Raw genomic sequence first — 25,758 nt, 5'->3', positions numbered from 1 at the left:
CCTCGCGACTGCCGTCCAGGCCCTGTGTATCGCCACAGGTCAGGCAAATCCGTTGGAAATTTCCCCGGGACTACAGCGAGGCCCTTTTGCATGGACACGATCAGCGGGAAGGTCTTCCGACCCGCCGGAGAGAACCGACCGTCAGCCGGTCCAGTGCCACTCGATCCGGCGCCACACCGATCCCCTGGCCGTCCGGGACTCCGATGGAGTCGCCGTCCAGCTCGAAGGCCGCGGTGACGTCCGAGTCGTAGTAGCGGGCGGTCGCCGAGATGTCGCCGGGCAGCGTGAAGCCGGGCAGCGCGGCGAGCGCCAGGTTCGCGGCCCTGCCCAGCCCGGTCTCCAGCATGCCGCCGCACCACACCGGCACGCCGTTGGCCTGGGCCACGTCGTGGATGCGCCGCGCCTCCAGGTAGCCGCCGACCCGGCCGGGTTTGATGTTGATGATCGAGCAGGCGCGCGCCCTGATCGCGGCGGCCGCGTCGCGGGCCGAGGTGATCGACTCGTCCAGGCAGATCGGCGTGTCCATCTTGGCCGCGAGCTCGGCGTGCCCGTGCAGGTCGTCGGGGTCGTAGGGCTGCTCCAGCAGGGCCAGGCCGTAGGCGTCGAGCCCGGCCAGATGCCGGGCGTCGGCGGGCGAGTAGGCGGTGTTGGCGTCGACCGTCAGCATGAGCGCCGTCCCGAACGTCTCGCGCACCAGCCTGACCGGTTCCAGGTCCCAGCCGGGCTCGATCTTCAGCTTGATCCGGGCGTATCCGGCGCTGATGTGCCGGTCAACGGTGTCGAGCAGCTCGTCCAGCGACCCGGCGATGCCCACGGAGACGCCCACGCGCACGCTGGGCCGTACCCCTCCGAGGTGCACGGCGAGTGAGGTGCCGCGCGCCCTGAGCACCGCGTCCAGCACGGCCATCTCGACCGCGGCCTTGGCCATCGGGTGGCCGCGCAGGTGCGCCAGCGCGGGCGCGACCCCGGCGGGATCGAGGTTCGGCACGGCGAACAGCGCGGGCAGCAGGAAGCGCCGGATCACCTCGGCCGCGCCCTCCAGGTACTCGGAGCAGTAGGTGGGCTCATCCTCGGCCACGCATTCGCCCCAGCCCTCCTCACCGTCCGCGCCGAGCACCCGCACGAGCAGCGCGTTGCGCACGGTCTGCGTGCCCAGCGAGGTGCGGAACGGCGTGACCAGCGGCAGCGCCACCGTGCGCAGCTCGGCTGCGGCGAGTTTCACAGTCCACGCTCCAACACGTACCAGCCGGACCTGGTGAAGCCGGTGATCCGATAGCCGTCATCGAGCGCGCCGCCCAGCGCGGCCCGCTGCGCGGCCCGCCACCTCCTGGCCTCCTCGGGATACTCGCGCCGCAGCCGTTCGACGTCGGCCGGAGTGGCGCAGCGCAGCACGGCGGAGCCGAGCCTCTCGCGCGTCACCCCGCCCTCGTCGAGGATCACCACCGCCTCTTCGGTTTCGGTACGGCGGGGCGGCACGGCCGGCGCGGACGCGACCGGCCAGTGCGCGAGCAGCCGGTCGGAGACGTCGCCGTCGTTGATGCCGTCGGTCATCGGACCGTAGAAGTCGGGCAGGTAGCGTTCGGCCGTGACGCCGAGCCTGCTCAGGTTGAAGTAGGCGTTGCGCCGCACCAGGGGATCGAAGGTCCACGAGATCGAGCTCAGGCCTCGCTCGGCGGCCCAGGCACGCTGGTGCGCCTTGATCGCCTGGCCGACCCCCCGGCCCTGCGCTTCGGGCGCCACCCCTGCGACGTGAGAGTGCAGGCCGGCTCCCGCCGCGAGGAGCCCGGCCGCGACGCCGACGAGCTCGCCGTGCAGGTAGGCGCCGCCGATGTAGCCGCCCGTGTGGTCGAGCGCGCACATGATGTCCAAGGCCAGCGGCGGGTCGTCGCCCGCCCGGGTGTTCCATATGCGGCGCAGCAGCCGGTCGGCGGCCTGGAGCTGGGAAGTGCCGTGCAGGGATATGACGTCTACCCCGGCTTCGGCTCGGGTGAGGAGTTCAGCCATGCGCCACAGCATCTCGCCGGAGCCGCCGTCGGGGCGTTGGCGTGGACGCCCAACTTCACTCGCCGGTGTTTGTGCCGCACGCCCGGGCCTCGCCCAGACGCAGCTGCAGAGCCAGGACCAGCCGGGTGTCCGGATCGTCCAGCGCGATCAGCTCGCCGATCCGGCGCAGCCGGTACCTGAGCGTGTTCGGGTGCAGCGACAGCGTCTCGGCCGCCCTGGGCACGTCGTAGTGCACCGCCAGCCAGATCCGCAGGCTGTGCAGGTAGTCGGTGCCGTGCTTCGCGTCGTGCTCGGCCACCAGCGACAGCGGCTTGCCCAGGAGCGCCGGGCTGGTCCGCATCGAGGCGGCCACGTCCATCAGGAACAGCGCGGCCGCCAGCTCCTCGTGTCCGCCCACCTCACCATCGGCGAAGGGCCCGCACATGGCACGCAGTGCCTCGTCCGCCTGCCTGGCGCTGAGCGGCGCCTGCGCCACGGACGCGACCGTCCTGCCGATGCCGGCCCGCCACTGGCCGCCGAGCCGGTCGGCGATCTGGCCGAGCGTGTCGGCGGTGATCCGGCGCAGCAACGGCGCGGTGGAGTCGGCCGCCACGACGGCGTAGGCCCGGCCGTCCACGGCGCCCACGGCCGCCCTGACGCGGTAGGCGGCGTAAGCGGTGCGCAGCAGATCACCGGCGTGGGTGGCGGCGAAGATATCGGTGGTCCCGCGCGCGGCCCCGGGGCCGGCCTGCCTGGTCCCTACCGTGACGACGGAGACCGGCTCGTCGGGGCGCAGCCCGAAGGAGGTGGCCAGTTCCTCGACGGGGCCGACGCCGCGCAGCAGCCAGCCGAGCCACTCGTCCCTCTTCCTGCGTGCCTCGTCGGCGGCCAGGCTGATCCGCGCCAGGTGCGGCGCGGCGGTCCTGGCCGCCTCGGCGAGGACACTCGCGGCGTCGGGCGCGAGCGGGCTGTCGGCCTGCAGCACCCAGATCGTGCCGAGCGCCTCGCCCCTGGCCCGTACGGCTATCGCCAGGCGGGGGAAGAACTCGCGCGGCTCGTAGCTCCACACGGCCTCGTCGGCGCGCAGGACCGCCGCGTACTCCTCGGCGTTGGTCGGATGTTCGGGCACTCTGCGGCCGAGGATGCCCTCCCTGCGCAGGTCGTCGATCTGCTGGCCGCCGACCGTCGAGTAGGCGAGCACGCGCATGGCCAGGTCCTCGATCGTGACGGCACCGCTGACCCTGGCGGCGACCTGGTTGGCCAGCGCGAACAGGTCGGCGGCCCGGCCCCCGCCCAGGTCGGCGGCGGGCGCGACGACCGCGAGCAGGGCGTCGACCAGCGCGTAGAGCTGTCCCCAGGACAGGCCGGGCGCAGCTTCGAGCAGCGCGATGCCGGCGGCCTCGGCCGCCTCGGTCAGCGGCTCGGGGCCGACCATCCCGGCCCGCACCACGACCGCGGCGGCGCCCGCCGCCGCGGCGCGGTCCAGCGCGGCGACGGTGGGCTTGCCGGTGACCAGCGCCAGGGCGCCGTCGAAGGTTGTCATCGGCTCGTCGGGGCCATAGATGACGGGTGCGCCGACCAGGGTCTGGCGGCCCGAGGGCAGGCACAGCGCGGTGACCGCCTCCGCGCCGAGGCTGTCCAGCAGCACCCCGAGCGTCACCCTGCCGTTAGCGCTCACCTGTGGTCTCCTCGCTCACGCACGGCCGCCGCGCAGGATGAGATTGTGCATGTACTGAGCCTTTCGTAAGGGGGACTCTGACCGCTTCGTCCTTAAGAACGAAGTTCGGCGGGTTTGTCGTTCTTGTGATCCGCGGGGTCGAGGTGCCGGGTGAGCCGCCCTGCGCCCAGCGGAGTGTGTCGCCGCAGGCGCAGGCGGGGCGCTACACCAGGCCAGGGGGGATGCCGACGGGCTCGGTGCCCTCGGGTTGCGCCAGAAAGCTCATGCGGCGCAGGCCGCCGCCGCTGAGCAGCAGGTCACCGCCCTCGTCGAAACGGAGGGTGAACGGCCCGGCCTGCCATGCCCCGGCGGGCGCGGGTACGACCGGGAGCCTCAGCGTGAGGCCGACGCTGAGCACGCCCTCGCGGTGTACGGCCAGCACTCCCAGCTCGTCACTGAGCCAGGCGCCCTCGGGGGCCGCGCCGTCCTCGGGCGCGGCGCAGGGTGTGAAGGCGACCGGCCTGCGCGCCGCCGACCGGGTGCCCCGCAGCAGCAGCCCCTCCTCGATCATCAGCCAGGTGCCCTTGGCCTCCCCCTGCCCGTGCCAGCGGCCGTCCTCCGCCAGGACCAGCTCCACCGGCACGCCGCCGAACCCGGCCTCGATCCGGCCGCCCTCGGCGGGCTCGACCGTGACCGTGGTGTCACCCACCTCGTCCTGCCAGTGCCCGAGCAACGGCCCCCTGGCCCGCTCGGCCACCGCCTCGTCCACAGCGGGGCCGGGCTTCGGCGGTTCCTGCCCGGTGAGCGTCAGGGCCAGGCGCTCGCTGAGCCCGACCGGGTCGAGCGCGCTCTGGTTGGTCAGCACCGCCACGCCGAGATCGGGGCCGGGCAGGTAGAGAAGGTTGGAGACGTAGCCGTGCATGCCACCCGCGTGCGCGTAGGCGGGCTGGTCGCCGATCATGGTGTGGTAGATCCCGTGGGCGTACGGCAGGACGCTGCCGTCGGCGAGCACGGCCCGCTCCAGCAGGGTGTCCCTGAGGTCGGCGCCCAGCACCCTGCCGTCGGCCAGGAAGCCGAACCAGGGTGCCAGGTCACCCACGCTGGTCACCAAGCCGCCGTCGCCGACCGCGCTCTCCTCGGTGTCGGCTCTGACGCCCCCGGCGTACCCGTAGGCCATCTTCGGCACCGGCGCGGAGGCGTCGTCCCTGAACGCCGTGCCGGTCATGCCGAGTGGGGTGAACAGCCGATCGCGGGCGAACTCGGCGAGCGAGTGCCCGGTGACCCGCCTGACCACCGCGGCGGCCAGGATGTAGCCGGTGTTGGAGTAGGAGAATTCGGTGCCCGGTTCGAACGCAAGCCTGCGGATCGCCCCGACGATCTTCATCAGCCGTTCCTCGTCCAGCATCTGGAGCGGCACGCCGGTGACGGCCTGCAGCGCGTACCACTCGGGCAGGCCGCCGGTGTGCTGCAGGCACTGGGTCAGCGTGACCGGCGCCTCCAGCCGCAGTTCCGGCACGTGCTTCCTGACGTCGTCGGCCATGCTCAGCTTGCCGTCCCCGGCCAGCATCAGCAGGCACGCCGCGGTGAACTGCTTGCTGGCCGAGGCGATGTCGAAACGGGTGGCGGCGTCGATGGGGACGCCGAACTCCACGGTGGCCACGCCCCTGGCCGCCGCGCTCAACACCTTGCCGTCGGAGTAGACGCCGACCGCGAGGCCGGGAGCGTCCTGCGCGACTCCGTCGAGGGCGGCGACGGCGTGTTTCACCTGTTCAAGATCCATGTCTCCAGTATCCGGACACGCGTGCGCGAACTTCTTGGTCACCACGACAAAGTCGCGGCAGGCGGCCTTGGCTTCCCGGCCGAGACCACGGCGGCGACCCCGACTCTGCGAAGACCCTGCGAACGGAGCATGGCGCAGGACCATCCAGATCAGGATCTGTGAACAGGCGCTAACGGCGGCCGTACAGGGCCATCCGGCTGATCATGGCGTCGGCGGCGAGGTGGGAGCAGACCGTCACGCAGCCCAGCGCCTCCGCGGGCGTGGCGAAGGTGCCGGCGAGCGTCTTGTCGGCGATCCTGCGCACGCCCGGGATCTGCGCCCCCAGCTCGGCCGCGGGCGTGCTCGGCATGTCGATCTCGAGCTCGAGCACCTCGGGCAGCCGCAGCGGCGTCAGCTGCCCGGCCCCCCGCACGGTCTCCGCCGCCGCCTCCCGGATCAGCCGCCTGGCCTCGGCCGGCGAGAGGCTGTCCGCGGCGGTGTGACCGTGCGCGATCTTGACGGCGACCGTGCGCACGCCGGGGAAGGCCTTCTCCGCGACGCCGCAGATGACGTCGTCGCCGGTGAGCAACCCCACCGGGACGCCGACCGCGGCGGCCTGCAGCGCGTTGACCTCGGCCTCCGACACCGGCCGGCCGTTGAGCCGTACCTCGTAGAAGTGCGAGGAGTAGGTGTGGGCGAGCACGCCGGGCGAGCCGGCGGCGGCGTGGTAGCCCAGGAACATGGCCACGTCGTGCTCGGCCGAGATGCCCTCGGCCATGCAGTCCAGCTTGGGAGTGCCGAAGATCAGCCGGGCGCGTGGATCGAGTTCCTCGTGCAGCAGGTTGTCCATGGTGCCGTGGCTGTCGTTGACCAGGACGCTGTCGGCTCCGGCCTCGAACGCGCCCTGGATGGCGGCGTTGGCCTCGGCGGTCATCAACCGTTGCGACCGCGGATACCCGTGGCCGCCGCGGACGACCTGGTCCATGGTGGCGATGCCCGTCACGCCCTCCATGTCGATGGAGATGTAGACCCGCACCGGCTACTCCTTTCTCTGGCTTTTCTCTGGCTTTTCCTTGGCCGCCGTCCCAGGGTGTCACCCCTGGGGGACGACGGGCTTTGTCGTCGGGGCCGAAGCCGGGTGCCCGCCTTGGGCGTTTCGCACAGCTGCGGGAACCACGAGGGCGGCGCCGACGGCGAGCAGGCCGAGCACCGCCGACAGCAGGTAGGTGGCGACGAAGCCACGTTCCGCGGGGACCCCGGCCACGCTGCCGGCCGCCAGCACCATGCCGCCGAACTGCGCCCCGAAGGTGCCGCCGATGCTCTTGGCGACGAAGACCACGCCGCTGACCCCGGCCGCCCGCTCGGCGGGCACGTCGGCGGCCACGACGTTGAGCCCGGAGGTGAGGCCGATGGAGCCGCCCAGCCCGATGACCGTCACCCCGGCCACGATCTGCCATGGGGAGGAGTGCCAGAAGGCGAGCGCGGCGGTGCCGGCCGAGACGAGCGCGCTGCCGAGCGCCAGTACGGTGCGCCGCCCGAGCAGCCTGGTCATCGGCCCGACCAGCGGCGCGACCAGGGTGCCCGCGATGCCCATCGGGAACATGTAGAGCCCGATCCGCAGGGTGTCGGCGCCCAGGCCGTACCCGGTCTCGGCGGGCAGCGACAACATCATCGGCAGCGCGACGACCAGGCCGAAGGAGGCGAAGCCGAACACGAAGCCCATCGCGGTCACCCCGGCCGGGGAGCGCCCCGCCAGCAGCCGCAGGTCCACGAGCGGGTCGTCGGTGCGGAGCTCGACAACCGTCCACAGGCCCAGCGTCAGCGCCGCGGCCGCGAACAGGGCGAGGGTGGCGGGGGCCGCCCAGCCCCAGCTCAAGGAGGTGGTCAGGCCCAGCATGAGCAGGGCGAGGCCGCCGCCGAGCAGCAGCCCGCCGGCCCAGTCGACGCGCCCGGAGGCCGCGCGGGGCGTGGCGGGCACCGCGTACCAGGCCCAGAGCGCGGCCACCAGCGCACCGGCCAGGGCCAGGAAGAACAGCCACCGGTAGCCCAGCGCCGAGGTGAGCGGCCCGGCGAGGATGAGGCCGAGCGCGCTGGCCAGGGCGGCGACGCCGATGACCAGGCCGTTGCCGGTGGCGCCCCGCTCCGGTTCCAGGGTGTCGCGGAACAGCCCGACGGTCAGCGGCAGCACGCCCAGCCAGACGCCCTGCACCGCCTGGCCGGCGATCAGCACGAGCACGTTGGGCGCCAGGCCGGAGACGAGGGTTCCGGCACTGCTGATCGCCATCAGGGTGAGCAGCAGGGTGCGCTTGTCGTAGATGTCGGCCAGGCGGCCGACGGTCGGGGTGCTGATCGCCGAGCTGATCAGCCCGCCCGTGAAGATCCACGCGATCTCGCCGGGCGAGGCGGCCAGCTCCCGCTGGATGAGCGGGAGCGCCGGAGACATCATCGTCTCCAGCAGTTGGAAGACGCCGATGAACAACACCGGCGCGCCGATGATGCCGAGACCTAATCTGGGCATGGTCGTGCCTTTCGGGTGGGGGGTGATGGTGTACGGCCGCGCGTTCCCCCGAACCCGCGGTCCGGCTAGAGCGGGCCGAGCACCTTGGGCGTGACCAGGGCCTGCGCGACGTCGGCGAAGTATTCCTCGGAGCCGCCGTGGACGCCGAGCACCACGGCCTGCCCGAGCCCGGACAGCAGCGCCTTGAGCGCGCGGGCCAGGCGCACGGCCTGCTCGCGCGTGACGGGCGCCCCGCCGTACTCGCGGCCGGTGAGGTGCGCCGCGAGCCGGACCTCCCAGTCGTTGATCGCCGCGTTGAGCTTGGCCAGCAGCTCCGGGTCGGCCAGCACGAGATCCATCACGCGGATCTCGAACAGCAGCTGTCCGGCGGCCTCGGGGTCGGCGGACATCCGCCAGTACTGGCGGGCGATCGCGGCCACGACTTCCTCCAGCGTGAGGCCGGGCCCGGCGGCCCCGATCGGCTGAAGGTCGAGCGGCCCCACATAGTCGTCGACCATCGCGACCATCAGACCGCTCTTGCCGCCGAACAGCGAGTAGACGGCCCCCGTCGTCAGGCCGGCCAGCTCGGCGATGTCCTCCAGTCTTGCCTGCGCGCCCTCCTTCCTGACGATCTCGCGTGCCGCGTCGATCAGCGCGCGTTTGTTGACGGCCTTGCTCTCCGCCCTGGTCAGCCGCATGGCGTTGAAGTCTCCCGTTTCGAGGGTTGGCAAAACGATAGTATGAATTATTAGAATAATCCAGATTACTAGTTCAGGTATGGAGGCCACGATGGATGTCGACCAGCACATGAACCTGGTACCCGACTATGCCGCGTTCCCGACCGTGGATCAGATGCACGCCGAGCTCGACGAGCTCGCCGCCGCCCACCCCCAGCTGGTAAGGCTGCGCCGCATCGGCACCTCGCGCCTGGGCGAACCACTGCGCGTGGCCACGATCGGCACCGGCCCCCACGACGCGGTGATCATCGGCGGCCCCCACCCCAACGAGCCGATCGGCGCGCTCACCGTGAGCAGCCTGCTACGCCAGCTCATCGACGACGCCTGGCTGCGCGAGGAGTTCGGCTACCGCTGGCACCTCATCCCCTGCGTCGACCCCGACGGCGCCCGTCTCAACGAGGGCTGGTACGTCCGGCCCGGCGACCGCCGCGCCTACGTCGAGCACTTCTACCGCCCGTGCGAGGCCGACCAGGTCGAGTGGACGTTCCCGCTGACCGGCGAGGGCTACACCTTCGACCGCACGCTGCCGGAGACCGAGGCTCTGATGCGGCTGATGGACGAGGTCCGGCCGGCCTTCGTCTATTCGCTGCACAACGGCGAGCTTCAGGGCGCTTTCTCCTACCTCAGCCGCAACGAGCCCGACCTCGCCGCCGACCTGGCCGCCATCGCGGCCGGTCAGGGTCTGCCGCTGCACATGGGCCCGCCGGAGGTCCCCAGCGCGGTGCAGATCGGCCCGGCCGCGTACCTGACGCCGCGCGGCGCCGAGCTGGCCGAGATCTACGGCATCGGCGGCGGCAGCGTCGACTACGCCGACCGCTTCGACGCCCTGCACCTGGTGACCGAACTCCCGTACTGGGCCGACCCCCGCGTCTCCGACGAGACCCCCACCGACCAGGTGTACAGCGAGGTGATCAAGACCCATCTCGCCGACCAGCGCGCTCTGATCGCCACGCTGAACCGGTCCCTGGCGAAGGTCGGCTCCGAGCTGACCGTACGGTCACCGTTCCGCCGCGCCCTGGAGGACTTCATCGGCGCCCACGACGACTACATCTCCGAATGGGAGGACCACCCCGGCGCCGACCGGCCCGCCACGGTGGCCGAGGTCATCGGCACGGAGCAGCTCAAGCACAGCATGCGGCTGAGGTACGGCGGGATGTACCTGCGCCTGCTGGACGCCGAGCTCGCCGCGGGAAACCCGACCCCGGCCATCCGGGCCGAGCGCACCGGCATGGGGGCGCTCTTCGACGCCTGGTTCGCCGAAGCCGAGACCGGATTCACCGCCACGCCGATCCCGATCCGCACCCTGGTCGCCGTCCAGCTCGGTGCCGCCCTACTGGCAGCGGAGGCGGCGAAGGGACCCAAGGACACGGTCCGCGACGGGCTTGAGCTGGTGCGGCAGGAGATGTCACCCTGATCGGTCCGGGCGAGCCCGATCCGGTGGCAGGGCCCTACCTGACCGCCTGAGCGACCGGACCGACACGGCTCGCCGTGGCGGTGGGCCAGTAGCTTGCCGCATGGGCCAAAGCGCGGCCTTCGAGCAGCGCGACCAGCTTCTCGAAGAGGGCCCCTGCGGCCGGTGCCGCCCAGTCGTCGGGAAGGAGTTCACGCGGCAGGCCGGGGTCGCTGAAGGGCAGCTTCCGCCAGTGATCGATGACGGCAAGGTATGACACGAACGCGTGTTGCCCGTCGATGACCCCTGAGCGCTCCAGCACGTGCGCCTCGTCTTCGTGCCTGTCGATGAACTCGCGGTATCGATGGTCGATTCCCTTGAGGTCCCAGCAGGTGTGGACCATCGTTCGAAGGTCCTGGCCTGCGACATAGTCACCGACGAAGACAGCGCAGTGGCGCATGAGATCGAGTTCGCCGATGGCGTGCTCAGCGGCCGGCGACATGCGTGCCGGAGCGATCCAGACCGCCGAGCTGATGTTGCCGAACCCGAGCGATGACAGGTGGGCGCGGAGCTGGTTCCGCTTGCCCCGGGTCGACTCGGGCACCGAGAAATTGACCACGCACCAGCCGTCGGAGAGATCCGCCGGCTGCCGGGCATGCCAGATGATCTTGTCGCCGTCGGCGAGGGACTCGAGCGCCTCTGCGGTCAAGGAGTAGCCGCGGGTCCCCTCGCGCCTGTCCGGGATCAGCCAGCCCCGTTGCTTGAGCCGGAAGACGCCGGTGCGAACGCTTGATTGGTCCAGGCCGAACTGGCCGAGCAGTTCGACCGTGCCCGCGATCGGCATCCAGTTCCCCATCCGTCGCACGATGGCGCCGAGAAAACCGACGAGCACGGTACGTGAATGGTGGGACGGGGTGGTGGTGTCCACCGGTTCGGTGTTGCTCATCTGACTCATGATGCCCGATCCACGTTGCCGGCCCGGTTACGGGACGCCGAGCGCTGTCAGCCACGACCGTGGCCACGGCGCGCTCTTGCCCGTGTGAGGATCGAGGTGGACCGTGACGAACCGTCCGTGTGCGGCGCGGGTGCGGGGGCGCCCGGCGAACGGCTCGCCCCAGAGCTCGAACGCGAACGTCATCGAGGTCGTGCCGATGCGGACGACTTCGACGACGGCGGTGGCCTCCTGCTCGAAGCGAAGCGGGGACTCGAAGTTCAGCTCGTATCGAACGCGCGGGGCCGAGGAGAAGTAGCCGCCGAGGCCGCGCTCACGCATGAGCGCGGCCTCTGCGGCCTCGACGAACCGCACCACGGCCGTATTGTGGTAGATCCCTGCGGCGTCGGTGTCGATCCACTCCACTCGCGTACGGTGAACGCCGACCGCCCCGGTGTTCGGCGGAGTCGTCACGGGCTCACGGTGACGCGGTCGGGAGTCCATCGCAGATGCACGTTGTCCGCCTCCGGGGCGCGCAGCAACGCCAGGCGCGGCGGGATCTTGTCGGTGCGTGAGCTGGGCGGCTTTCGGCGGCCGGCTGCGAACTGCTCCGGCCACGGCGCGCCGGGGCCGCGATACTCCTGCTCGGCGGCGGCCTGAAGCGTCCACTGCGAGTTGTAGAGGTGGGTGCGACCCAGCGCGCACAGGTCGGCGCGGCCGGCGAGGAGGATCGAGTTGACGTCGTCGTAGGACGAGATCGCACCGACCGCGATGACCGCGACACCCGCGGGGCCGGCGACCTCGTGCCGGATCCGGTCGGCGAACGGAGTCTGGTAGGACCGCCCGAAGGCCGGTTTCTCGGCCTTGGTCACCTGTCCGGAGGAGACGTCGATGGCGGCGGCACCGTGCTCGATGAACGCGCGGGCGATCTCCACCGCGTCGTGCTCGGTGTTGCCCTCCGGCGCCCAGTCGGTCGCCGAGATGCGGACCGTCACCGGAGTCGGGGCGGGCACCACCGCGCGGACGGCGTCGAAGACCTCGAGCGGAAAGCGCAGCCGGTTCTCCAGGGACCCGCCGTATTCGTCGGTGCGGCGGTTGGCGATCGGCGAGAGGAACGAGGAGAGCAGGTAGCCGTGGGCGGCGTGAACCTCGATCAGGTCGAAGCCCGCCTCGACGCCGCGGCGAGCGGCCACGAGGAAGTCGGCGACGACCTTGTCCATGTCGGCCCGGGTCATCTCACGCGGCACATGGCAGCCGGGTCCGTAGGGCAGCGCGGAAGGACCGATGACCTCCCAGTTGCCCTCCTCCAGGGGGTTGTCGAGGCCCTCCCACATCAGCTTGGTCGAGCCCTTGCGGCCGGAGTGGCCGAGCTGGAGCCCGATCTTGCCGGTGGTTCGGGTGTGGACGAAGTCGGTGACCTTCCGCCACGAGTCGCGCTGCTCGTCGTTCCACAGCCCGGTGCAGCCCGGCGTGATCCGTCCCTCGGGCGAGACGCAGACCATCTCGGTCATCACCAGGCCGGCGCCGCCGAGCGCCTTGGAGCCGAGGTGGACGAGGTGGAAGTCGCCGGGGACGCCGTTCACGGCGGAATACATGTCCATCGGCGAGACCACGACGCGGTTCTTCAGCTCCAGCCCGCCGATCCGTGCCGGCTGGAACATCGCCGGCGCGACCTGTTCGAACCCGTTGGCCTTCGCGAACTCCGTCTCGATCAGGTCGGCGAACCCGGCGTCGCGCTCCTTGAGGTTCTCGAAGGTGATCCGTCGCGACCGGGTCAGCAAGTTGAAGCAGAACTGCGCAGGCTCCTGGCCGGCGTACATCCCGATGTTCTCGAACCATTCCAGCGACGCCTGCGCCGCACGCTGGGTCGACTCGACGACAGGCTTCCGCTCGGTCTGGTAGGCCTCGAGAGCCTCGGCCACCGTCGGGTGCTCGTGCAGGCAGGCGGCCAGCGCGAGCGCGTCCTCCATGGCGAGCTTGGTACCCGAGCCGATGGAGAAGTGCGCGGTGTGGGCGGCGTCGCCCAGGAGCACCACGTTGCCGGCGTACCAGCGCTCGTTGCGGACCGTCGTGAAGTTGATCCACTTGGAGTTGTTCGTGAGCACGGTGTGGCCGCGCAGCTCGTCGGCGAAGATCTCCCTGATCCGCGTGACCGCGTGGTCGTCGGACACCCCCGGCGGGAAAACCTCATGCTCGGTCGCGTCGAAGCCGGCCCGGCGCCACACCTCCTCGTGCATCTCGACGATGAAGGTCGAGCCCGCGCGGGAGAACGGGTAGCCGTGGATCTGCATGGTGCCCCACTCCGTCTGCTTGACGAAGAACTGGAACGCCTCGAAGACCAGGTCGGTGCCGAGCCAGATGTACTTGTTCCTGCGTACGTCCAGCGACGGCTTGAAGACGTCGGCGAATCTGGTCCGGATGGTGGAGTTGAGCCCGTCGGAGGCCAGTACCAGGTCGTACGTCGCGCGCAGCTCCCCGACGTCGGGCGCCTCGGTCCGGTACCGGACGATCACGCCGAGCTCGGCGGCCCGCTTCTGCAGGATGTGCAGCAACTCCTTGCGGCTCATCGCCGCGAAGCCCTGCCCACCGACGGTGAACGCGGTGGCGTTGAACTCGATGTCGATGTCGGTCCAGCGGGCGAACCGGCCCTCCATCTGCCGGTAGATGACCGTGTCGGCGTTCTCGATGCCGCCGAGGGTCTCGTCGGAGAAGACGACACCGAAGCCGAAAGTGTCGCCGGGGGCGTTGCGCTCCCAGACGGTGACCTCATGGGCCGGGTCGAGCTGCTTCATCAGCGCGGCGAAGTAGAGTCCGCCGGGGCCACCGCCCGCGATCGCGATCCTCATGACGGGTTCCTCTCCGAGGCGCGGACCATGCCTTCCTGCACGACGGTGGCCAGATGACAACGGTCGCGGGTGAAGAAGCGACCGATGCCGAGGCCGCGGCCGTCCTCTGCCGCCGCCGCGTCCTGGACGTAGAGGAGCCAGTCGTCGATCGTCCCGGATGCCGGGGGGCGGTGAAACCACATCGCGTGGTCGAGGCTGGCGGTGACGAGCCCGGGCTCGGCCCAGGACAGCCCGAGCACGCGCAGGACGGGTTCGAGGATGGTGTAGTCGCAGACGTAGGCGAGCGCGGCGAGGTCACGCTGCTCGTCGGAGAGCGCCTCGACACTGCGCAGGGTGTCGAACGGCTTGACCCAGACGGCCTGGTGCGGGACCCGCTCGCCGTCGACGGTCAGGTAGACCGGGCCGGGGACATGACGCATGTCGAAGCTACGGCCGGCAGACCAGTAGGCCTTGGACTCCTCGGTCATGGTTCCGCCGCTGCGGCCTTCGAGGTAGGCCGCGGTGCTGGGCAGCTCCTCGGGGTCGGGGACGCCGGCGGGGAACCCGGCGGCGAAGGTCCCGCCGGGCTCGCCTGCCGCGAAGCCGGCCAGGCACACGTAGAGTGGCTTGCCGTTCTGGTAGCCGCGGACCTGGCGGGTGCTGTAGCCCCGGCCGTCGCGCAGCAACTCGACCTCATAGCGCACGTCTGCGCCGATGTCGGCGGGGCGCATGAAGTAGCTGTGCATCGAGTGCAGCCTCTTGCCGTCGGTCACCGACCGCATCGCCGCGGCCGCGGCCTGGGCGACCAGGTCACCGCCGTACGCTTTGGGCCACGGGCACGGTTGGGTGACGGCCGTGAACGCGAGGTCGAAGTGTTCCGGCTCGGCCTCGGCGAGGGTGACCGCGGCGGAGAAGATCGCCGAAGTCGGCGACGTCTGTGCTGTCATCGACGTTCCGGTGGTCATCGGTCGAGCCAGTTCGGCAGGTCGGTGTCCTGGACGTCGGGCAGGTTGACGACGATGTTCTCCGGCGTGCGGGTCGTCATCCAGGTCAGCGGCTTGTTGCGGTCCAGGTTGCACTCGACGTGGGGCATGAACGGCGGGACGAAGACCCAGTCGCCCTCCTCGAGGTCGGCGTAGTCCTCGAACCTGTCGCCGAAGTAGATGCGGGCGCGGCCCGAGAGCACGTAGCCACCGGTCTCGGCCTCGCCGTGGTGGTGCGGGACGGAGCGGTAGCCGGCCTCGTTGCTCACCTTGCCGAACCAGAGCTTGGTGGCCGGAGTGTGCTGGATGCTGACGCCGGAGATGCGGGTCGCGCCGGTGGACTGCCCGGTGTCGCCGGCCTCAAGGCCGCCGCGGGTCACCACGGGGACGACCAGGCCGCTCTCGGTGGCGTACATCGAGTTGTCGCCCTCGAGGACGTACTTGCTCAGGTCATGCTCCATGACTGGCTCCTGGGTTGTCATTGGTGAGCGGGGCCGGCGTGGAAGGCCACGGCGTTGCGCAGCGTGCCGATGCCGGGGATCTCGGTCTCGACGACGTCGCCGTCGACGAGGTAGCGGGGCGGTTTGCGGCCGGCTCCGACGCCGCCCGGGGTACCGGTCAGCACGAGGTCACCTGGACGCAGGACGGTGAAGGTGGAGATGTAGGCGAGCAGGTCGGCGGGGTCGAAGACCAGCGTGCGAGTGCTGCCGCGTTGCACTTCCTCACCGTTGATCCGGCAGATGACCTCGACCCCCGCTCCCACGTCCACCTCGTCGGGGGTGACGATCACCGGGCCGATCGGTGTCGACCGGTCCCAGGCCTTGCCCTGCAACCACTCGCTGGTGCGGTTCTGCCAGTCGCGCACCGAGATGTCGTTGGCGACGGTGTAACCGGCGATCGCGGCGGCGGCGATGTCGCGATCGGCTCGCCGCAGCGTGGTCCCCACCACGACGGCGAGCTCGGCTTCCCAGTCGACCTTGAGGCCGGCCGGCAGTTCGATCGGCTCGCCCGGGCCTATCAGCGTGTCGGCGTACTTGGTGAACAGGGTCGGGTAGGTCGGGAGCTCACGCCCCATCTCGAAGATGTGATCGCCGTAGTTCAGGCCGCAGCAGATCACCTTGCCGGGAGAGGGCAGGGGCTGAACGGGGACGGCCTCGGGGATCGGGTCGGTGAGGTCGTCGAGGCGGACCGGGCCGACGGCCATCAGCGCCGACAGGTCCGAAGCGGGCAGCCGACGCCAGAGACCGGCCTCGTCCAGCGCGGCGGCGGTCGATCCAGCTTCGGTCGTCACGGTCGCAAGCCGCATACGTACCTCCCAGACTCTCTTTGCTGTCACAGAATATTAACGAGCGTCTAGAATACGCAACATAGATGCGCTTAGATGTGGGGGCGGCCAAACTCGCGACCGAGGAGGAATCCGTGGCCCCCGATGCCATCAACCCCGCTTCCCTGCCGACGCCGAGCGGTTACTCCCACGGCACGCTGACGGGTAACACCCTGTATCTGGGCGGCCAGACCGCCCTGGACGCCGACATGCGGATCGTTCCCGGAGGGATCGTGGAGCAGTTTCGGCAGGCGTTCGGCAATGTGCTGGCCACGCTCGCCGCAGCAGGCGGGGTGCCCGCGGACCTGGTCAGTATCACGATCTACCTGACCGACATCCCGGACTACCAGGCGCACGGCAAGGAGATCGGCCGAGTCTGGCGAGAACTGGCCGGCCCGGTCTATCCGGCGATGGCGGGAATCGGCTGCACGGCGCTCTGGCAGCCCGAGGCCATGATTGAGATCCTCGGTGTCGCGGTGATTCCCGACGAGCGGCTCAAGCGCCCGGAGGCTTGACCGGGAAGCGCCGGCCTGATGTCTTACACAATCTCGACGAGCGCACTTAAAGAGAAATTTAGATACGACGTCGCCGGCCGAGGGTCAAGGCATCTTTCATTCTCATGACGACCGTCACGATCGCGACATTCAGGGAAGGAGCCCGGCGTGGCTGAGAGCCCGTACTGGAACCCGAAGACGGAGACGCTCGCCCGGGACGACCTGCGCGCCCTGCAGTTCGCGAAGCTGCGGCGCGTCGTTGAGTGGGCCGAGGCCCGCAGCCCGTTCTACCGCCGCACGTGGGCGGCGGCCGGGTTCACGGCGGACCGGCTGAGGAGCTGGGACGACTACGAGCGCATCCCGTTCCTCACCCGGGACGAGTGGATGGCGAACCAGGCGGAGCTGCCGCCCTACGGCGACCTGCCCGTGACCGGCGCCGCGGGCGCGATTCGCATGCACACCACGAGCGGCACTTCGGGGCGCACGCCGCTGCGGGCGCTCGACAGCCGCAAGGACTGGTTCTGGGCGGCCGAGATGTGGTGCTATGCCCTGTGGGGCATCGGGATTCGACCGGCCGACGTCGGCTACCTGGCCTTCGGGTACGGCTCCTTCATCGGTTTCTGGGGCCTGCACAACGGATTGGAGAAGATCGGGGCGTTGACCATCCCCGGCGGCGCGCAGACCACCACGCAGCGAGTCAAGCAGATCGTCGACTTTGGCTGCACGGTGGTCGCGACCACGCCGACGTACGCGTTCCGGATGGCCCAGGAGGCGCGCGAGCTGGGAATCGACCTTCCAAGCTCGGCCGTGGGCACGGTCGTCCTCTCAGGTGAGCCCGCAGGGATGATTCCCGAGACGAAGGCGCTCATCGAGGCCGAATGGGGCGCGAAGGCGTTCGACACCGCGGGGATGACCGAGATCTCAACGATCTTCATGTTCGAACCGGCCGATCAGCCCGGCGGCTGCCACATCATCGAGGATCACTTCATCGAGAAGGTCTACGACCCGCAGACGCTCCAGGAGCTTCCGTACGGGGAGCGGGGTGAGCGCGTCACCACGTCGTTCGGCCGCAGCATCATTCCGCTGATCAAGTACCGCACCGCGGACGCGGTCGTGAAGGTGCCCCATACGACCACGGCCAACGGCCGCACCTTCGACCTCTACGAAGGCGGCATTCTCGGCCGCGTGGACGACATGAAGCTGGTGCGCGGCACCAACGTGTACCCGCGGGCGGTCGAGGCGATCGTCCGTGGCTTCCCGATCGAGGAGTTCCAGATCCGAATCCAGAAAGTCGAACTGCGCGATGAGATCTTCCTGGCAGTCGAGCCAGCGCCGACCCTTGACGACGACGCGTGGGCGGACATGGAAGGCCGGCTGCAGGCCAAGCTCGCCGATGCCCATGAGGGCCTGCGTTTCCTCATCGAGCGTGCGGCCCCCAACTCACTGCCTCGCTTCGAGCTGAAGGCCAAGCGCCTTCAGGACCTGCGCTGAAAGGTTGATCTCATGGCTGCCGATCTCCTCAACGCTTCCTTCACCGGCCAGGAGGCCAAGCTCGTCGCCGCCTACGAGGCTCTCAAAGAGCTTGCCGGCGATGACCTGCCGCCGTGCGCGGCCAGCAACGTCCGGGTCGCACTCGCGGCGCTCGGCGTCGCCGTGATCGACCTCGGCCTCGTGTACGAGCACCTCACCGACTACGGCTGCTGAGGTCCGTTCCGCCTCGCACCGGCACGGTGACCGGCCGCCTGCCGCCGGAGCACCCGCGCTTCACCCCGACCCGGGGCATCCTGGCTCGTTCAGGTCGTGGGCAGGCGCCAGGAGAGCCGCCCCTCGCGACGATCCCGCGACCTCGATCACCTGTCGTGGCCGAAGCCGTCCGGCCTGGGCGGATCGCGGGCGCGGCCGGGGCGGGTGAGGTCAGGAGGGCGGGGCGGGGGTGGACTGGTAGAGGTCGCCGTGGCCGGTGAGGAGGAGGGTGGGGACGCCGGCGGGGACGAAGGCGGCGGTGCCGGCGGTGAGGGTCAGGGCGTGCTCGCCCCGGCCGACGGTGATGGCGCCTGACAGGCAGAGGAGGATACGGGGGCCGTCCGAGACCAGGTCGGCGCGCGGGTTCTCGGGGGTCAGGGTCGCGCGGGTCAGCTCGAACTCGCGGACCGGGGGCGACCAGCGGACGACGCCGGGGGCTATCGGCCGGGGAGATATGACCGGCGTCTCCAGAGGTTGGAAGCGGACCACCCGCAGGAGTTCGGGGACGTCCAGGCGCTTGGGGGTGAGGCCGCCGCGCAGCACGTTGTCACCGGCCGCCATCACCTCGACCCCCAGGCCGCGCAGGTACGCGTGCGGGTTCCCGGCGGGCATCCAGATGGCCTGACCGGGCGCGAGCCGTACGTGATTGAGCAGGAGGGAGACGACCACGCCCGCGTCGCCGGGGTAGTGGACGGCCAGGCGGGCGGCGACCTCGTAGGCCGGGTCCACGTCGCCGAGCTCGGCGCACGCGGCCGCGACTTCGACGACCAGGGCGGTGCGGGCCGCCGGGGAGAGGGTCAGGGTCGCGGTGAACGCCTCGCGCAGGCCCTCGGGGCCGCGCAGGAGGGCGGCGATGGGCCGCAGCGCGGGGACGTCGATCCGGTCGAGCAGGTCCGCCGCCGCCTCGGGGGCCCGGAAGCCGCACAGCGCCTCGAAGTCCCCCACGGCCATGAGCAGCTCGGGCTTGTGGTGGGGGTCGCGGTAGTTGCGCAGCTCCGGGGGCGACCCCGCCGCCTCCTCGGCCGCGAAGGCCGCGCGCGCGTGCTCCGCGTCCGGGTGGGCCTGCAACGACAGCGGCTCCTCGGCCGCCAGCAGCTTCATCAGGTACGGCAGGCGCGGCCCGAACTCGGCGGCGACGGCGGGCCCCAGGACGCCCCGGGGGTCGGCGGCGACGATCTCGTCCAGCGGCCGGCCGGCGATCCGGGACGGGGCGCCGGGGTGCGCGCCCAGCCACAGCTCGGCCTCGGGTTCCGGGCTCGGCACGGGGCGGCCCTGGACACCGGCGATCGCGCTGCGGGATCCCCAGGCGTACGTGCGCACGGTCCCGTCCAGCCGGTACGCCCCGGGCGGCAGGGCGCTCACGCCACCGCTCCCGCCGCCGGGACGGACGGCCAGGTCAGCGCGGCGGCCCCGACCAGCCCGGCGTCGCCGCCGAGCGCGGACGGGCGCAGCCGTACGCGCCGCAGGAAGTCCAGCCCGGCCAGCCGCTCGAACCAGGTGCGCAGCGGGGCGAACAGCACGTCCCCGGAGCGGGCGACGCCACCCCCGACCACGACGAGGTCGAGGTCCACGACGGCCGCGGTGGACAGCAGCGCCCCGGCCAGGGCGCGGGCGGCGCGGTCGAACGCGGCGGTGGCGACCGTCTGGCCCTCGCGGGCGTCGGCGGCCAGCACGACGGCGTCGGCCTCCGGCTCCCCGGCTCGCCACCCCTGACCGCGCGCCCAGCGCACCATGCCCGGCCCGGAGGCGTACGACTCGACGCAGCCGCGCGAGCCGCACGCGCACGGCTCGCCCCCGGGATCGACGATCATGTGGCCGACGTGCCCGGAATTCCCGGAGGGCCCGAACCAGGGCGCGCCGTCCAGCACCAGGCCGCCGCCGACGCCTGTGGAGACGACCACGCCGAGCAGCGCGCGCGACCCGGCGCCGGCCCCGGCGAAGTGCTCGCCGAGCGCGAAGCAGTGCCCGTCCCCGGCCAGCACCGCGGGCCGGTCGAGCGACTCGGCGAGCCGGTCCACGAGCGGGAACGCGCGCCAGGCATGGATGTTGACCGGGCTCACGGTGCCGGCGCGCGGGTCCAGCGGACCGGCCGAGCCGACGCCGAGCGGCGCGTTCCGCGCGATGTCCCCGGCGGTGGCCGCGACGCGCGCGGCGAGCCGCGCCACCGTCCGGAACACCTCCTCGGGGTCGTCGGTGCGCGGCGTGGGATGGGTCCGGCGGTGCGAGACGACGCCGCGGGAATCGACGAGCGCGGCGGCGATCTTGGTGCCGCCGATGTCGACGGCCAGGGCATGGGTCACGGGGGTTCTCCGTCAGTGGCGATGGTGGTTGTCGGGCTGCGCGGGGTCGCCGGGGTGCTCCAGCCCCGGCACCAGCCGCAGCCGGTGGGCGCGCGCGTGGTCGAGCCACCGCACGAACGCCAGCCGGCGCGCGGCGTCGAGGAGGCCGTCCGCGGGGCCGGGCGGGTCCGGCTCCGGCTCGCGGCGGGCGACGAGGGTGGCGGTCCAGGGGCCGGCCGTCACGGTCTGGCTCGGTACGGCGGAGCCCAGCGCCCCGGCCAGGTCCGCGGGCAGCGAACCCGGCTCGGCGTCGAATTCGCCGTCCGGCGTGCGCAGCCGCCAGACCGGCCCGGCGGGCGGCCGCGCGGTGGACTCCCGGTAGGCTGCCGCCTCCGCCGGGGCGACGGCGACGCCGGCGGTGACGGCCTCGTACACGGCGCGGACGGCCGCGTTGCCCTCGTACGCCGCCGCGGCGATGGAGCCCAGCTCGACGGCGGCCCGCTGGTCGAGCCGGACCGGCGGGGCGCCCCCGGGGTCGAGCCCGCGCGCGGCGGCCTCGGCGGCGCACAGCTCCTCGGTCAGCACGACCTGGGCCACCCAGCGCGTGAGCTGCCGGTCCTCGGCCGTGCCCGGCGCGGGGAGCGCCGTGGACCGGGGCCCGGCCCGCAGGGCGCCGAGCCGCCGGTCCAGTTCGGCGCGCGGGAGGGGGTTGCCGTCGAGCCAGCCGAGCAGCGGACCCACGCCGGGCGCGACCGACTCCCCGGTGACGGGCGCGTACCCGGGGACTGGATGCCCGTGCCCGTGCCTGCGCCCGTGGTGGTGACCGCTCGTCACGGGGCCACCACCAGCTCGACGGTCGGGGCGTACTGGCAGCGGCCGTACCACATGACCTTGACCAGGGCCCAGGAGGAGCCGGGGTCGGCGTCGCGCGGCGCGGCCACCTCGAACTCGGCGGTGGCGGTCTCCCCCGCCGCGAGGACGAACCCGCGGACCGGGTCGGCGATCAGGTCCCAGGTGCCCCAGGGTGAGACGAGCTGAAGTTCGCCGCGGATCTCGCCGCAGGTGCGGTTGCGCAGCGTGAGCCCCAGCACGGCCCGGCCGCCGGGGGCGACGCGCACCGACTGCGCGGTCGCATCCACCGACAGGCCGGTGTCGCGGCCGGGGTTGTCCTTGCCGCCCTGCGCGGCCACCCAGTCCTCGGGAACGTCGCCGGGCACGGGCAGCACGCCGGGCAGGTCGCCGACCGCGATCGTGACCACGTCCTCGACGGTCTGGCCGTCGTGCTCGAGCCGGGCGGCGGCGAAGTACATCCCCGGCTCCACGCCCTCCGGCGGGGTGACCGTCACCGGGAACCGCAGGTGTCCGCCCGCCGCCAGCCGGTACGGCCGCCGCGTCAGGCTCGCCGTCCAGCCCTCGGGCGCGAGGATCTCCACGGCCCCCTCCACCTCGGCGTCGAGCAGGTGCGAGGAGAGCACCACCGACACCTCGGCCGGCTCCCCCTCGGTCCGCACGAGCCCCGGTGAGGCCGCGACGCTCACCGGAAGGTACCCCATCGGCGCCGGCCCCCGGTTGTGCAGCCAATATCGCGAGTGCACCGGCTGCGCCGCCTCTGCCACCGGCCCCAGCACCGCCCCGCCGTACGGCGGCACGCCCGCGTCGGCGGCGGCGTGCGACGGCAGGCCGGGCACGGCGATCACGGTGGCGACTTCGGCGCCGGTCAGCGCGATGGCGCCCGGGACGGGTTCGCCCCGGCGTTCGAGCAGGTCGGCACGGTACGCCTCGGTGAGGGCGAGCGCGCCGGAGAGGGTGGCGTCGCGGCCGTGGCCGGTGGACTCCATCAGGCGGACGGTCACGCCGGACGCCGGGTCCGCAGCGGCGGCCGATCCGTGCGCGGTCGGGTTGCCGACCGGCTTGAGGGTACCGACCAGCACCTCGCGGGCGGGCTGGACCCGCAGGTACGACCGGGCCGGCCGCAGCGGGCCCGGGTGCGGCTCGGCGACCACGGCGTACAGCGGGTGGTTGAACTCCTGCCCCTGGGCGGGCAGCGTCAGCGTGCGCCAGTCGCCCTCGCCGGAGACCAGCGCGTAGCGGAACTCGTGGGTCCAGTGCATGAGCTGGAAGCCCGCGCCGTCGGGCAGCGTACGGCGGGGCGGGTCGATCCACACGCCGGACGGCCAGCCGGTGCACGAGCGCATCAGCGACAGGTGCAGCGTCCCGGCCGGATCGACGGCGAAGCCCGGCAGGCCGTAGGTGAGCAGCGCGACGGTGTGGTCGGTGAGCAGCTCGGACTCCGGGACCTCCCCCGGGCAGGCGACGCTCACGCGGGCGTCGGCGAGGTCGGCGGTCAGCGCCGCGGGGTCGGTGGTGACCAGGGCGGGCAGTGCGCGCAGGTCGCGCAGGTCGGCGTTGGGCCGCCAGACCTCGCGCAGCGGCCGCGCGGCCGGCACCCAGACGCGCCCGTCCCGCTCCAGGGCCTCGGCATAGGCCGTCCCGGCGCTCTCCAGCAGCTCGCGCACCGCGTCGTTCTCCTCCGGCCCGCCGATCATGATCCGGAAGTCGGGGAGGTTGGAGTCCACGTCGAGCCAACCGTATCGGGACCAGTCGGCGCTCGCCGTGGTCGCGGTGACCCCGGCCCGGACCAGCGCGACGAGCAGGTCGCGGACGCCGGCGGCGTCGTCCAGCGCGGGCACGACCACCTCTGCGACCCCGAGCGCCCGGTCCCCCAGGGAACGGCCGTCGGTGCCGGTGAGGGTGACGCGGGCGGTGGAGCCCAGGCCGAACCAGGTGTTGGCGGGATTGTCGAGGGTCCACGGCGCCTCGGCGGCGTCCACGTCGGGCAGGGCGAACCCGCGCCCGACCACGGCCCCGGCCACCTCGCTCACCGGGAGCGCGCCGGGAAGGTCGGCGGGGAAGCTCAGCCGCAGCAGCCGGTCCGCCCCGCTGTAGTCGAGGACGCGGGTGCCGAGGTCCACCCGGTCCACGCCGTCCCAGAGCGTGACGGTCTGCTCGTAACCGATGCCGTCCACCGTCCCGGTGATCACCAGGCGCTCGCCGAGCGGGCAGGTCTCGCGGCGCACCCGGGCGGCGCCCTGCGCCGCGCCGACGACCGGGCCCTTGGGCACCAGGTGCCAGGGGCCCTCACCGAAGTCGGGATGGGCCGGGTACTCCTCGTAGACGCGCAGCTCGTTGCCGACGCATCCCTCCCGGACCAGCTCTCGCCCCGCCTTCTTGTCGAACACCCCGGACAGGCCGCCGCCGCGCTCGGGGTCGGCGGTGACGCGGTAGCGGGCGTTCTCGATCGTCACGCCGGCGGCGGGAGTCCACACGGGCTCCGCGCCCGGCGAGCCGGGCAGCAGCCGCCAGGTGCGCCAGCCGGTCGCGGGCACGTCCTCGGCCAGGAACCGCAGGGTCCCCCGGTCCATGACGCACGGCACCTCCGCGCCGGCGTCGTCGAGCACCCGTCCGCCGTCGAGCCCGGCGGGCAGCCGTACGGCCACCGGCGCCGACCGGTCGAAGGACAGGGTGTTCGCGACGACGACCGCGACGCCCTCGCCGGTGGTGTCCACGCGGGCGACCAGCGACTCGAGCGAGGCGTCCAGTACGGCGGTCGCCAGGTCGTACGCCTCGCGCCAGCCCGACAGCAGGTCGATGTAGACCTGGTCGGACTCGCTCCCGGTGATCGCGTCGTGGTGCGCGCCGTAGGCGAGCTGCCGCCAGACCTTGTCCAGGGCGGCCTCGGGGTAGGTCCCGAACCCTTCGAGCGCGGCGAGGGTGGCGAGCTTCTCCGCGTCCACCGCGGCCACCTCGCCCGCCCGCTGCGCCTGCTTGGTGTCGATGTAGGAGACGTCCTTGCCCGTGTAGATCGGGTTCATGTCCCGGGTCTGCGGGCTGGGCCGCCGCCCGGAGGCCGCCAGCTCGGCCCGGACCGCGTCGAGGAAGTCGCGCGGGGTGGCGCAGACGAAGCGCGGCCAGACGTAGCGGGCGTTCCAGGAGCGGTGGATCTCGGTGACCCACTTGTTCGGCGGGGTGTAGTCGGTGCCCACGGGCAGCAGCAGGTTTCTCGTCGCCCCGACCGGCTTGAGCTTGCGGTACAGCTCGTAGACGGCCTGCTCGGCGGTGGCCAGGTCGGCGGAGGAGTCCATCCACCAGCCCGCCGAGTAGTGGTGCGGCATGAAGTGCGTCAGCACCCCGAGTCCCGACGGGGAGATCCACTCGAACTCGCTCGGGAACTGCATGACCGTGGCGTCGTCCTTGGCCTCGCGGAAGTTCTTCTGGATCGGCCCCCACTGGTGGAACGGCCCGCGCGCCCAGGCGCTCCCGGTCAGCCCGGCCGCCGCGAGGTATCCCGGGAACTGCGGGTCGTGCCCGAACGCGTCGAGCTGCCACGCCGTCGCCGGCTCCCCGCCCAGGATGTCACGCTGGTAGCCGATGCCGTACACGATGTTCCGGATCGTGGTCTCGGCCCCGGTCAGGTTGGTGTTGGGCTCGTTGTACGTCCCACCGACCAGCTCGACCTGCCCGCGCTCCATCAGCAGCCGCAGGTCGGCGCGGCGCTCGGGGTGCACGTCGAAGTACGGCTTGAGGTAGTCGATCTCGGCCAGCACGAACTTGTAGACCGGGTCGCGCAGCGCCAGGTCCAGGTGCGCGTCCACCAGCGCGAAGCCGTTGCGCTCCCACAGCGGCCGGGTGGTGGCGTCCCCCGACAGCAGTTCCCAGGGCGAGGTGTATGCCGCCTGCGTGTTCCACCACACCGGGTCGTAGTGGAAGTGCGAGACCATGAACATCGTCCAGCCGGGCTCGGTCACGACGACCACGCCCTCGGCGCGCGCGTCGCCCGCCGTCACCATGACCGGCAGCCGGGCCCCCGAGACCGGGTCGGCGATCTCCAGGGGGACCTCGACCTCGCCGGAGCCCTCGGCCTCGCCCGTCACGCCGGGGCCGGTGACGGCGACCCGCGCGGGCGGGCCGTCGAGTGTCACGCGCAGCACCTGGCGCGGGGCGTCCTCGGTGCCCGCGAACAGGTCCGTGGACTCCACGGAGACGATGGTGACTGACACGGGATTCCTCTCTGCGGGTCGGTGACCCACGTGGTCGGCGGCCGGTCGCACCGCCGGGAACCCGGCGGTGCGACCGGCCTGATGGGGCACGTTACCGCG

The 25,758-nt window shown here is 72.0% G+C and carries 21 protein-coding genes; 4 read left to right on the top strand and 17 right to left on the bottom strand.

All coding sequences use genetic code 11. The features are described from left to right. Positions 1–100 precede the first annotated feature (100 nt). The 7 genes from menC to ACQPYK_RS22030 form a co-directional block, all read right to left on the bottom strand. Positions 101–1,222 carry an o-succinylbenzoate synthase gene (menC, locus tag ACQPYK_RS22060; protein WP_433257982.1) on the bottom strand — a complete coding sequence of 374 codons (1,122 nt, stop codon included), beginning with the start codon at positions 1,220–1,222 and terminating at the stop codon, positions 101–103. Next, positions 1,219–2,004 carry a GNAT family N-acetyltransferase gene (locus ACQPYK_RS22055; protein ID WP_433257980.1) on the bottom strand — a complete coding sequence of 262 codons (786 nt, stop codon included), beginning with the start codon at positions 2,002–2,004 and terminating at the stop codon, positions 1,219–1,221. The genes menC and ACQPYK_RS22055 overlap by 4 nt, the downstream gene beginning before the upstream one ends. A gap of 55 nt (positions 2,005–2,059) precedes the next feature. After that, a complete protein-coding gene (locus ACQPYK_RS22050) occupies positions 2,060–3,661 on the bottom strand; it encodes a PucR family transcriptional regulator (RefSeq protein ID WP_433257979.1) in 1,602 nt (533 codons plus the stop codon). A 202-nt stretch (positions 3,662–3,863) separates the two neighbouring features. Beyond that, positions 3,864–5,420, bottom strand: coding sequence for a serine hydrolase domain-containing protein (locus tag ACQPYK_RS22045; protein WP_433257977.1), 1,557 nt, complete (start codon positions 5,418–5,420; stop codon positions 3,864–3,866). A 169-nt stretch (positions 5,421–5,589) separates the two neighbouring features. Next, entirely contained in the window at positions 5,590–6,435 is an 846-nt protein-coding gene (locus ACQPYK_RS22040) for a M55 family metallopeptidase (RefSeq protein WP_433257975.1), read from the bottom strand. 57 nt (positions 6,436–6,492) lie between these two features. Then, positions 6,493–7,917: an MFS transporter gene (locus ACQPYK_RS22035; RefSeq protein ID WP_433257973.1), complete on the bottom strand. Its 1,425-nt coding sequence runs from the start codon at positions 7,915–7,917 to the stop codon at positions 6,493–6,495. Between the two features lie 65 nt (positions 7,918–7,982). Then, on the bottom strand, positions 7,983–8,627 hold the full coding sequence (locus ACQPYK_RS22030) for a TetR/AcrR family transcriptional regulator (RefSeq protein ID WP_433257971.1): 645 nt from the start codon (positions 8,625–8,627) through the stop codon (positions 7,983–7,985). Positions 8,628–8,685: 58 nt separating this feature from the next. Here ACQPYK_RS22030 and ACQPYK_RS22025 point away from each other — a divergent pair, with 58 nt between their 5' ends. Next, positions 8,686–10,047 (top strand): M14 family zinc carboxypeptidase, encoded by a 1,362-nt coding sequence (locus ACQPYK_RS22025; RefSeq protein WP_433257969.1) that lies wholly within the window; start codon positions 8,686–8,688, stop codon positions 10,045–10,047. Positions 10,048–10,081: 34 nt separating this feature from the next. Here the strand turns inward: ACQPYK_RS22025 and ACQPYK_RS22020 are convergent, their stop codons facing one another. From ACQPYK_RS22020 to ACQPYK_RS21995, 6 genes are read right to left on the bottom strand one after another with little or no spacing between them, the layout of a single operon-like run. Further along, complete coding sequence (locus ACQPYK_RS22020; protein WP_433257967.1) at positions 10,082–10,969, bottom strand: PaaX family transcriptional regulator; 888 nt, start codon at positions 10,967–10,969, stop codon at positions 10,082–10,084. Positions 10,970–11,005: 36 nt separating this feature from the next. Further along, on the bottom strand, positions 11,006–11,428 hold the full coding sequence (locus tag ACQPYK_RS22015; RefSeq protein WP_433257965.1) for an acyl-CoA thioesterase: 423 nt from the start codon (positions 11,426–11,428) through the stop codon (positions 11,006–11,008). Then, positions 11,425–13,800 (bottom strand): bifunctional salicylyl-CoA 5-hydroxylase/oxidoreductase, encoded by a 2,376-nt coding sequence (locus ACQPYK_RS22010; protein WP_433257964.1) that lies wholly within the window; start codon positions 13,798–13,800, stop codon positions 11,425–11,427. The genes ACQPYK_RS22015 and ACQPYK_RS22010 overlap by 4 nt, the downstream gene beginning before the upstream one ends. Continuing rightward, positions 13,797–14,726, bottom strand: a complete 930-nt coding sequence (locus ACQPYK_RS22005; protein ID WP_433257962.1) for an acyl-CoA thioesterase — start codon at positions 14,724–14,726, stop codon at positions 13,797–13,799. The genes ACQPYK_RS22010 and ACQPYK_RS22005 overlap by 4 nt, the downstream gene beginning before the upstream one ends. 14 nt (positions 14,727–14,740) lie before the next feature. Then, positions 14,741–15,223, bottom strand: a complete 483-nt coding sequence (locus ACQPYK_RS22000; RefSeq protein WP_433257960.1) for a cupin domain-containing protein — start codon at positions 15,221–15,223, stop codon at positions 14,741–14,743. Positions 15,224–15,240: 17 nt separating this feature from the next. After that, the gene (locus ACQPYK_RS21995) at positions 15,241–16,068 is read right to left on the bottom strand and encodes a fumarylacetoacetate hydrolase family protein (protein ID WP_433257958.1); all 828 of its coding nucleotides are present in this window, start codon (positions 16,066–16,068) and stop codon (positions 15,241–15,243) included. Between the two features lie 65 nt (positions 16,069–16,133). Here ACQPYK_RS21995 and ACQPYK_RS21990 point away from each other — a divergent pair, with 65 nt between their 5' ends. The 3 genes from ACQPYK_RS21990 to ACQPYK_RS21980 all read left to right on the top strand — a co-directional run bounded on the left by ACQPYK_RS21990 (position 16,134) and on the right by ACQPYK_RS21980 (position 18,284). Beyond that, positions 16,134–16,601: a RidA family protein gene (locus ACQPYK_RS21990; RefSeq protein WP_433257956.1), complete on the top strand. Its 468-nt coding sequence runs from the start codon at positions 16,134–16,136 to the stop codon at positions 16,599–16,601. Positions 16,602–16,748: 147 nt separating this feature from the next. Further along, on the top strand, positions 16,749–18,071 hold the full coding sequence (locus ACQPYK_RS21985) for a phenylacetate--CoA ligase family protein (protein ID WP_433257954.1): 1,323 nt from the start codon (positions 16,749–16,751) through the stop codon (positions 18,069–18,071). A 12-nt stretch (positions 18,072–18,083) separates the two neighbouring features. Next, complete coding sequence (locus ACQPYK_RS21980) at positions 18,084–18,284, top strand: hypothetical protein (protein ID WP_433257952.1); 201 nt, start codon at positions 18,084–18,086, stop codon at positions 18,282–18,284. A 210-nt stretch (positions 18,285–18,494) separates the two neighbouring features. Here ACQPYK_RS21980 and manA read toward each other — a convergent pair whose 3' ends face one another. From manA to ACQPYK_RS21960, 4 genes are read right to left on the bottom strand one after another with little or no spacing between them, the layout of a single operon-like run. Beyond that, the gene (gene manA / locus ACQPYK_RS21975; protein WP_433257950.1) at positions 18,495–19,685 is read right to left on the bottom strand and encodes a mannose-6-phosphate isomerase, class I; all 1,191 of its coding nucleotides are present in this window, start codon (positions 19,683–19,685) and stop codon (positions 18,495–18,497) included. Further along, positions 19,682–20,623, bottom strand: coding sequence for an ROK family protein (locus ACQPYK_RS21970; protein WP_433257949.1), 942 nt, complete (start codon positions 20,621–20,623; stop codon positions 19,682–19,684). Before ACQPYK_RS21970 ends, manA begins: the two co-directional genes overlap by 4 nt. A gap of 12 nt (positions 20,624–20,635) precedes the next feature. Further along, entirely contained in the window at positions 20,636–21,436 is an 801-nt protein-coding gene (locus ACQPYK_RS21965) for a DUF7158 domain-containing protein (RefSeq protein ID WP_433257947.1), read from the bottom strand. Continuing rightward, positions 21,433–25,659 (bottom strand): NEW3 domain-containing protein, encoded by a 4,227-nt coding sequence (locus tag ACQPYK_RS21960; protein ID WP_433257945.1) that lies wholly within the window; start codon positions 25,657–25,659, stop codon positions 21,433–21,435. Before ACQPYK_RS21960 ends, ACQPYK_RS21965 begins: the two co-directional genes overlap by 4 nt. Positions 25,660–25,758: the final 99 nt, after the last annotated feature.

The sequence above is a fragment of the Streptosporangium sp. CA-135522 genome (genome assembly GCF_050949235.1).
Lineage (GTDB): Bacteria > Actinomycetota > Actinomycetes > Streptosporangiales > Streptosporangiaceae > Streptosporangium.
Note: the sequence above shows the minus strand (reverse complement) of the source record. Positions and strands in the feature narration are given on the sequence as shown.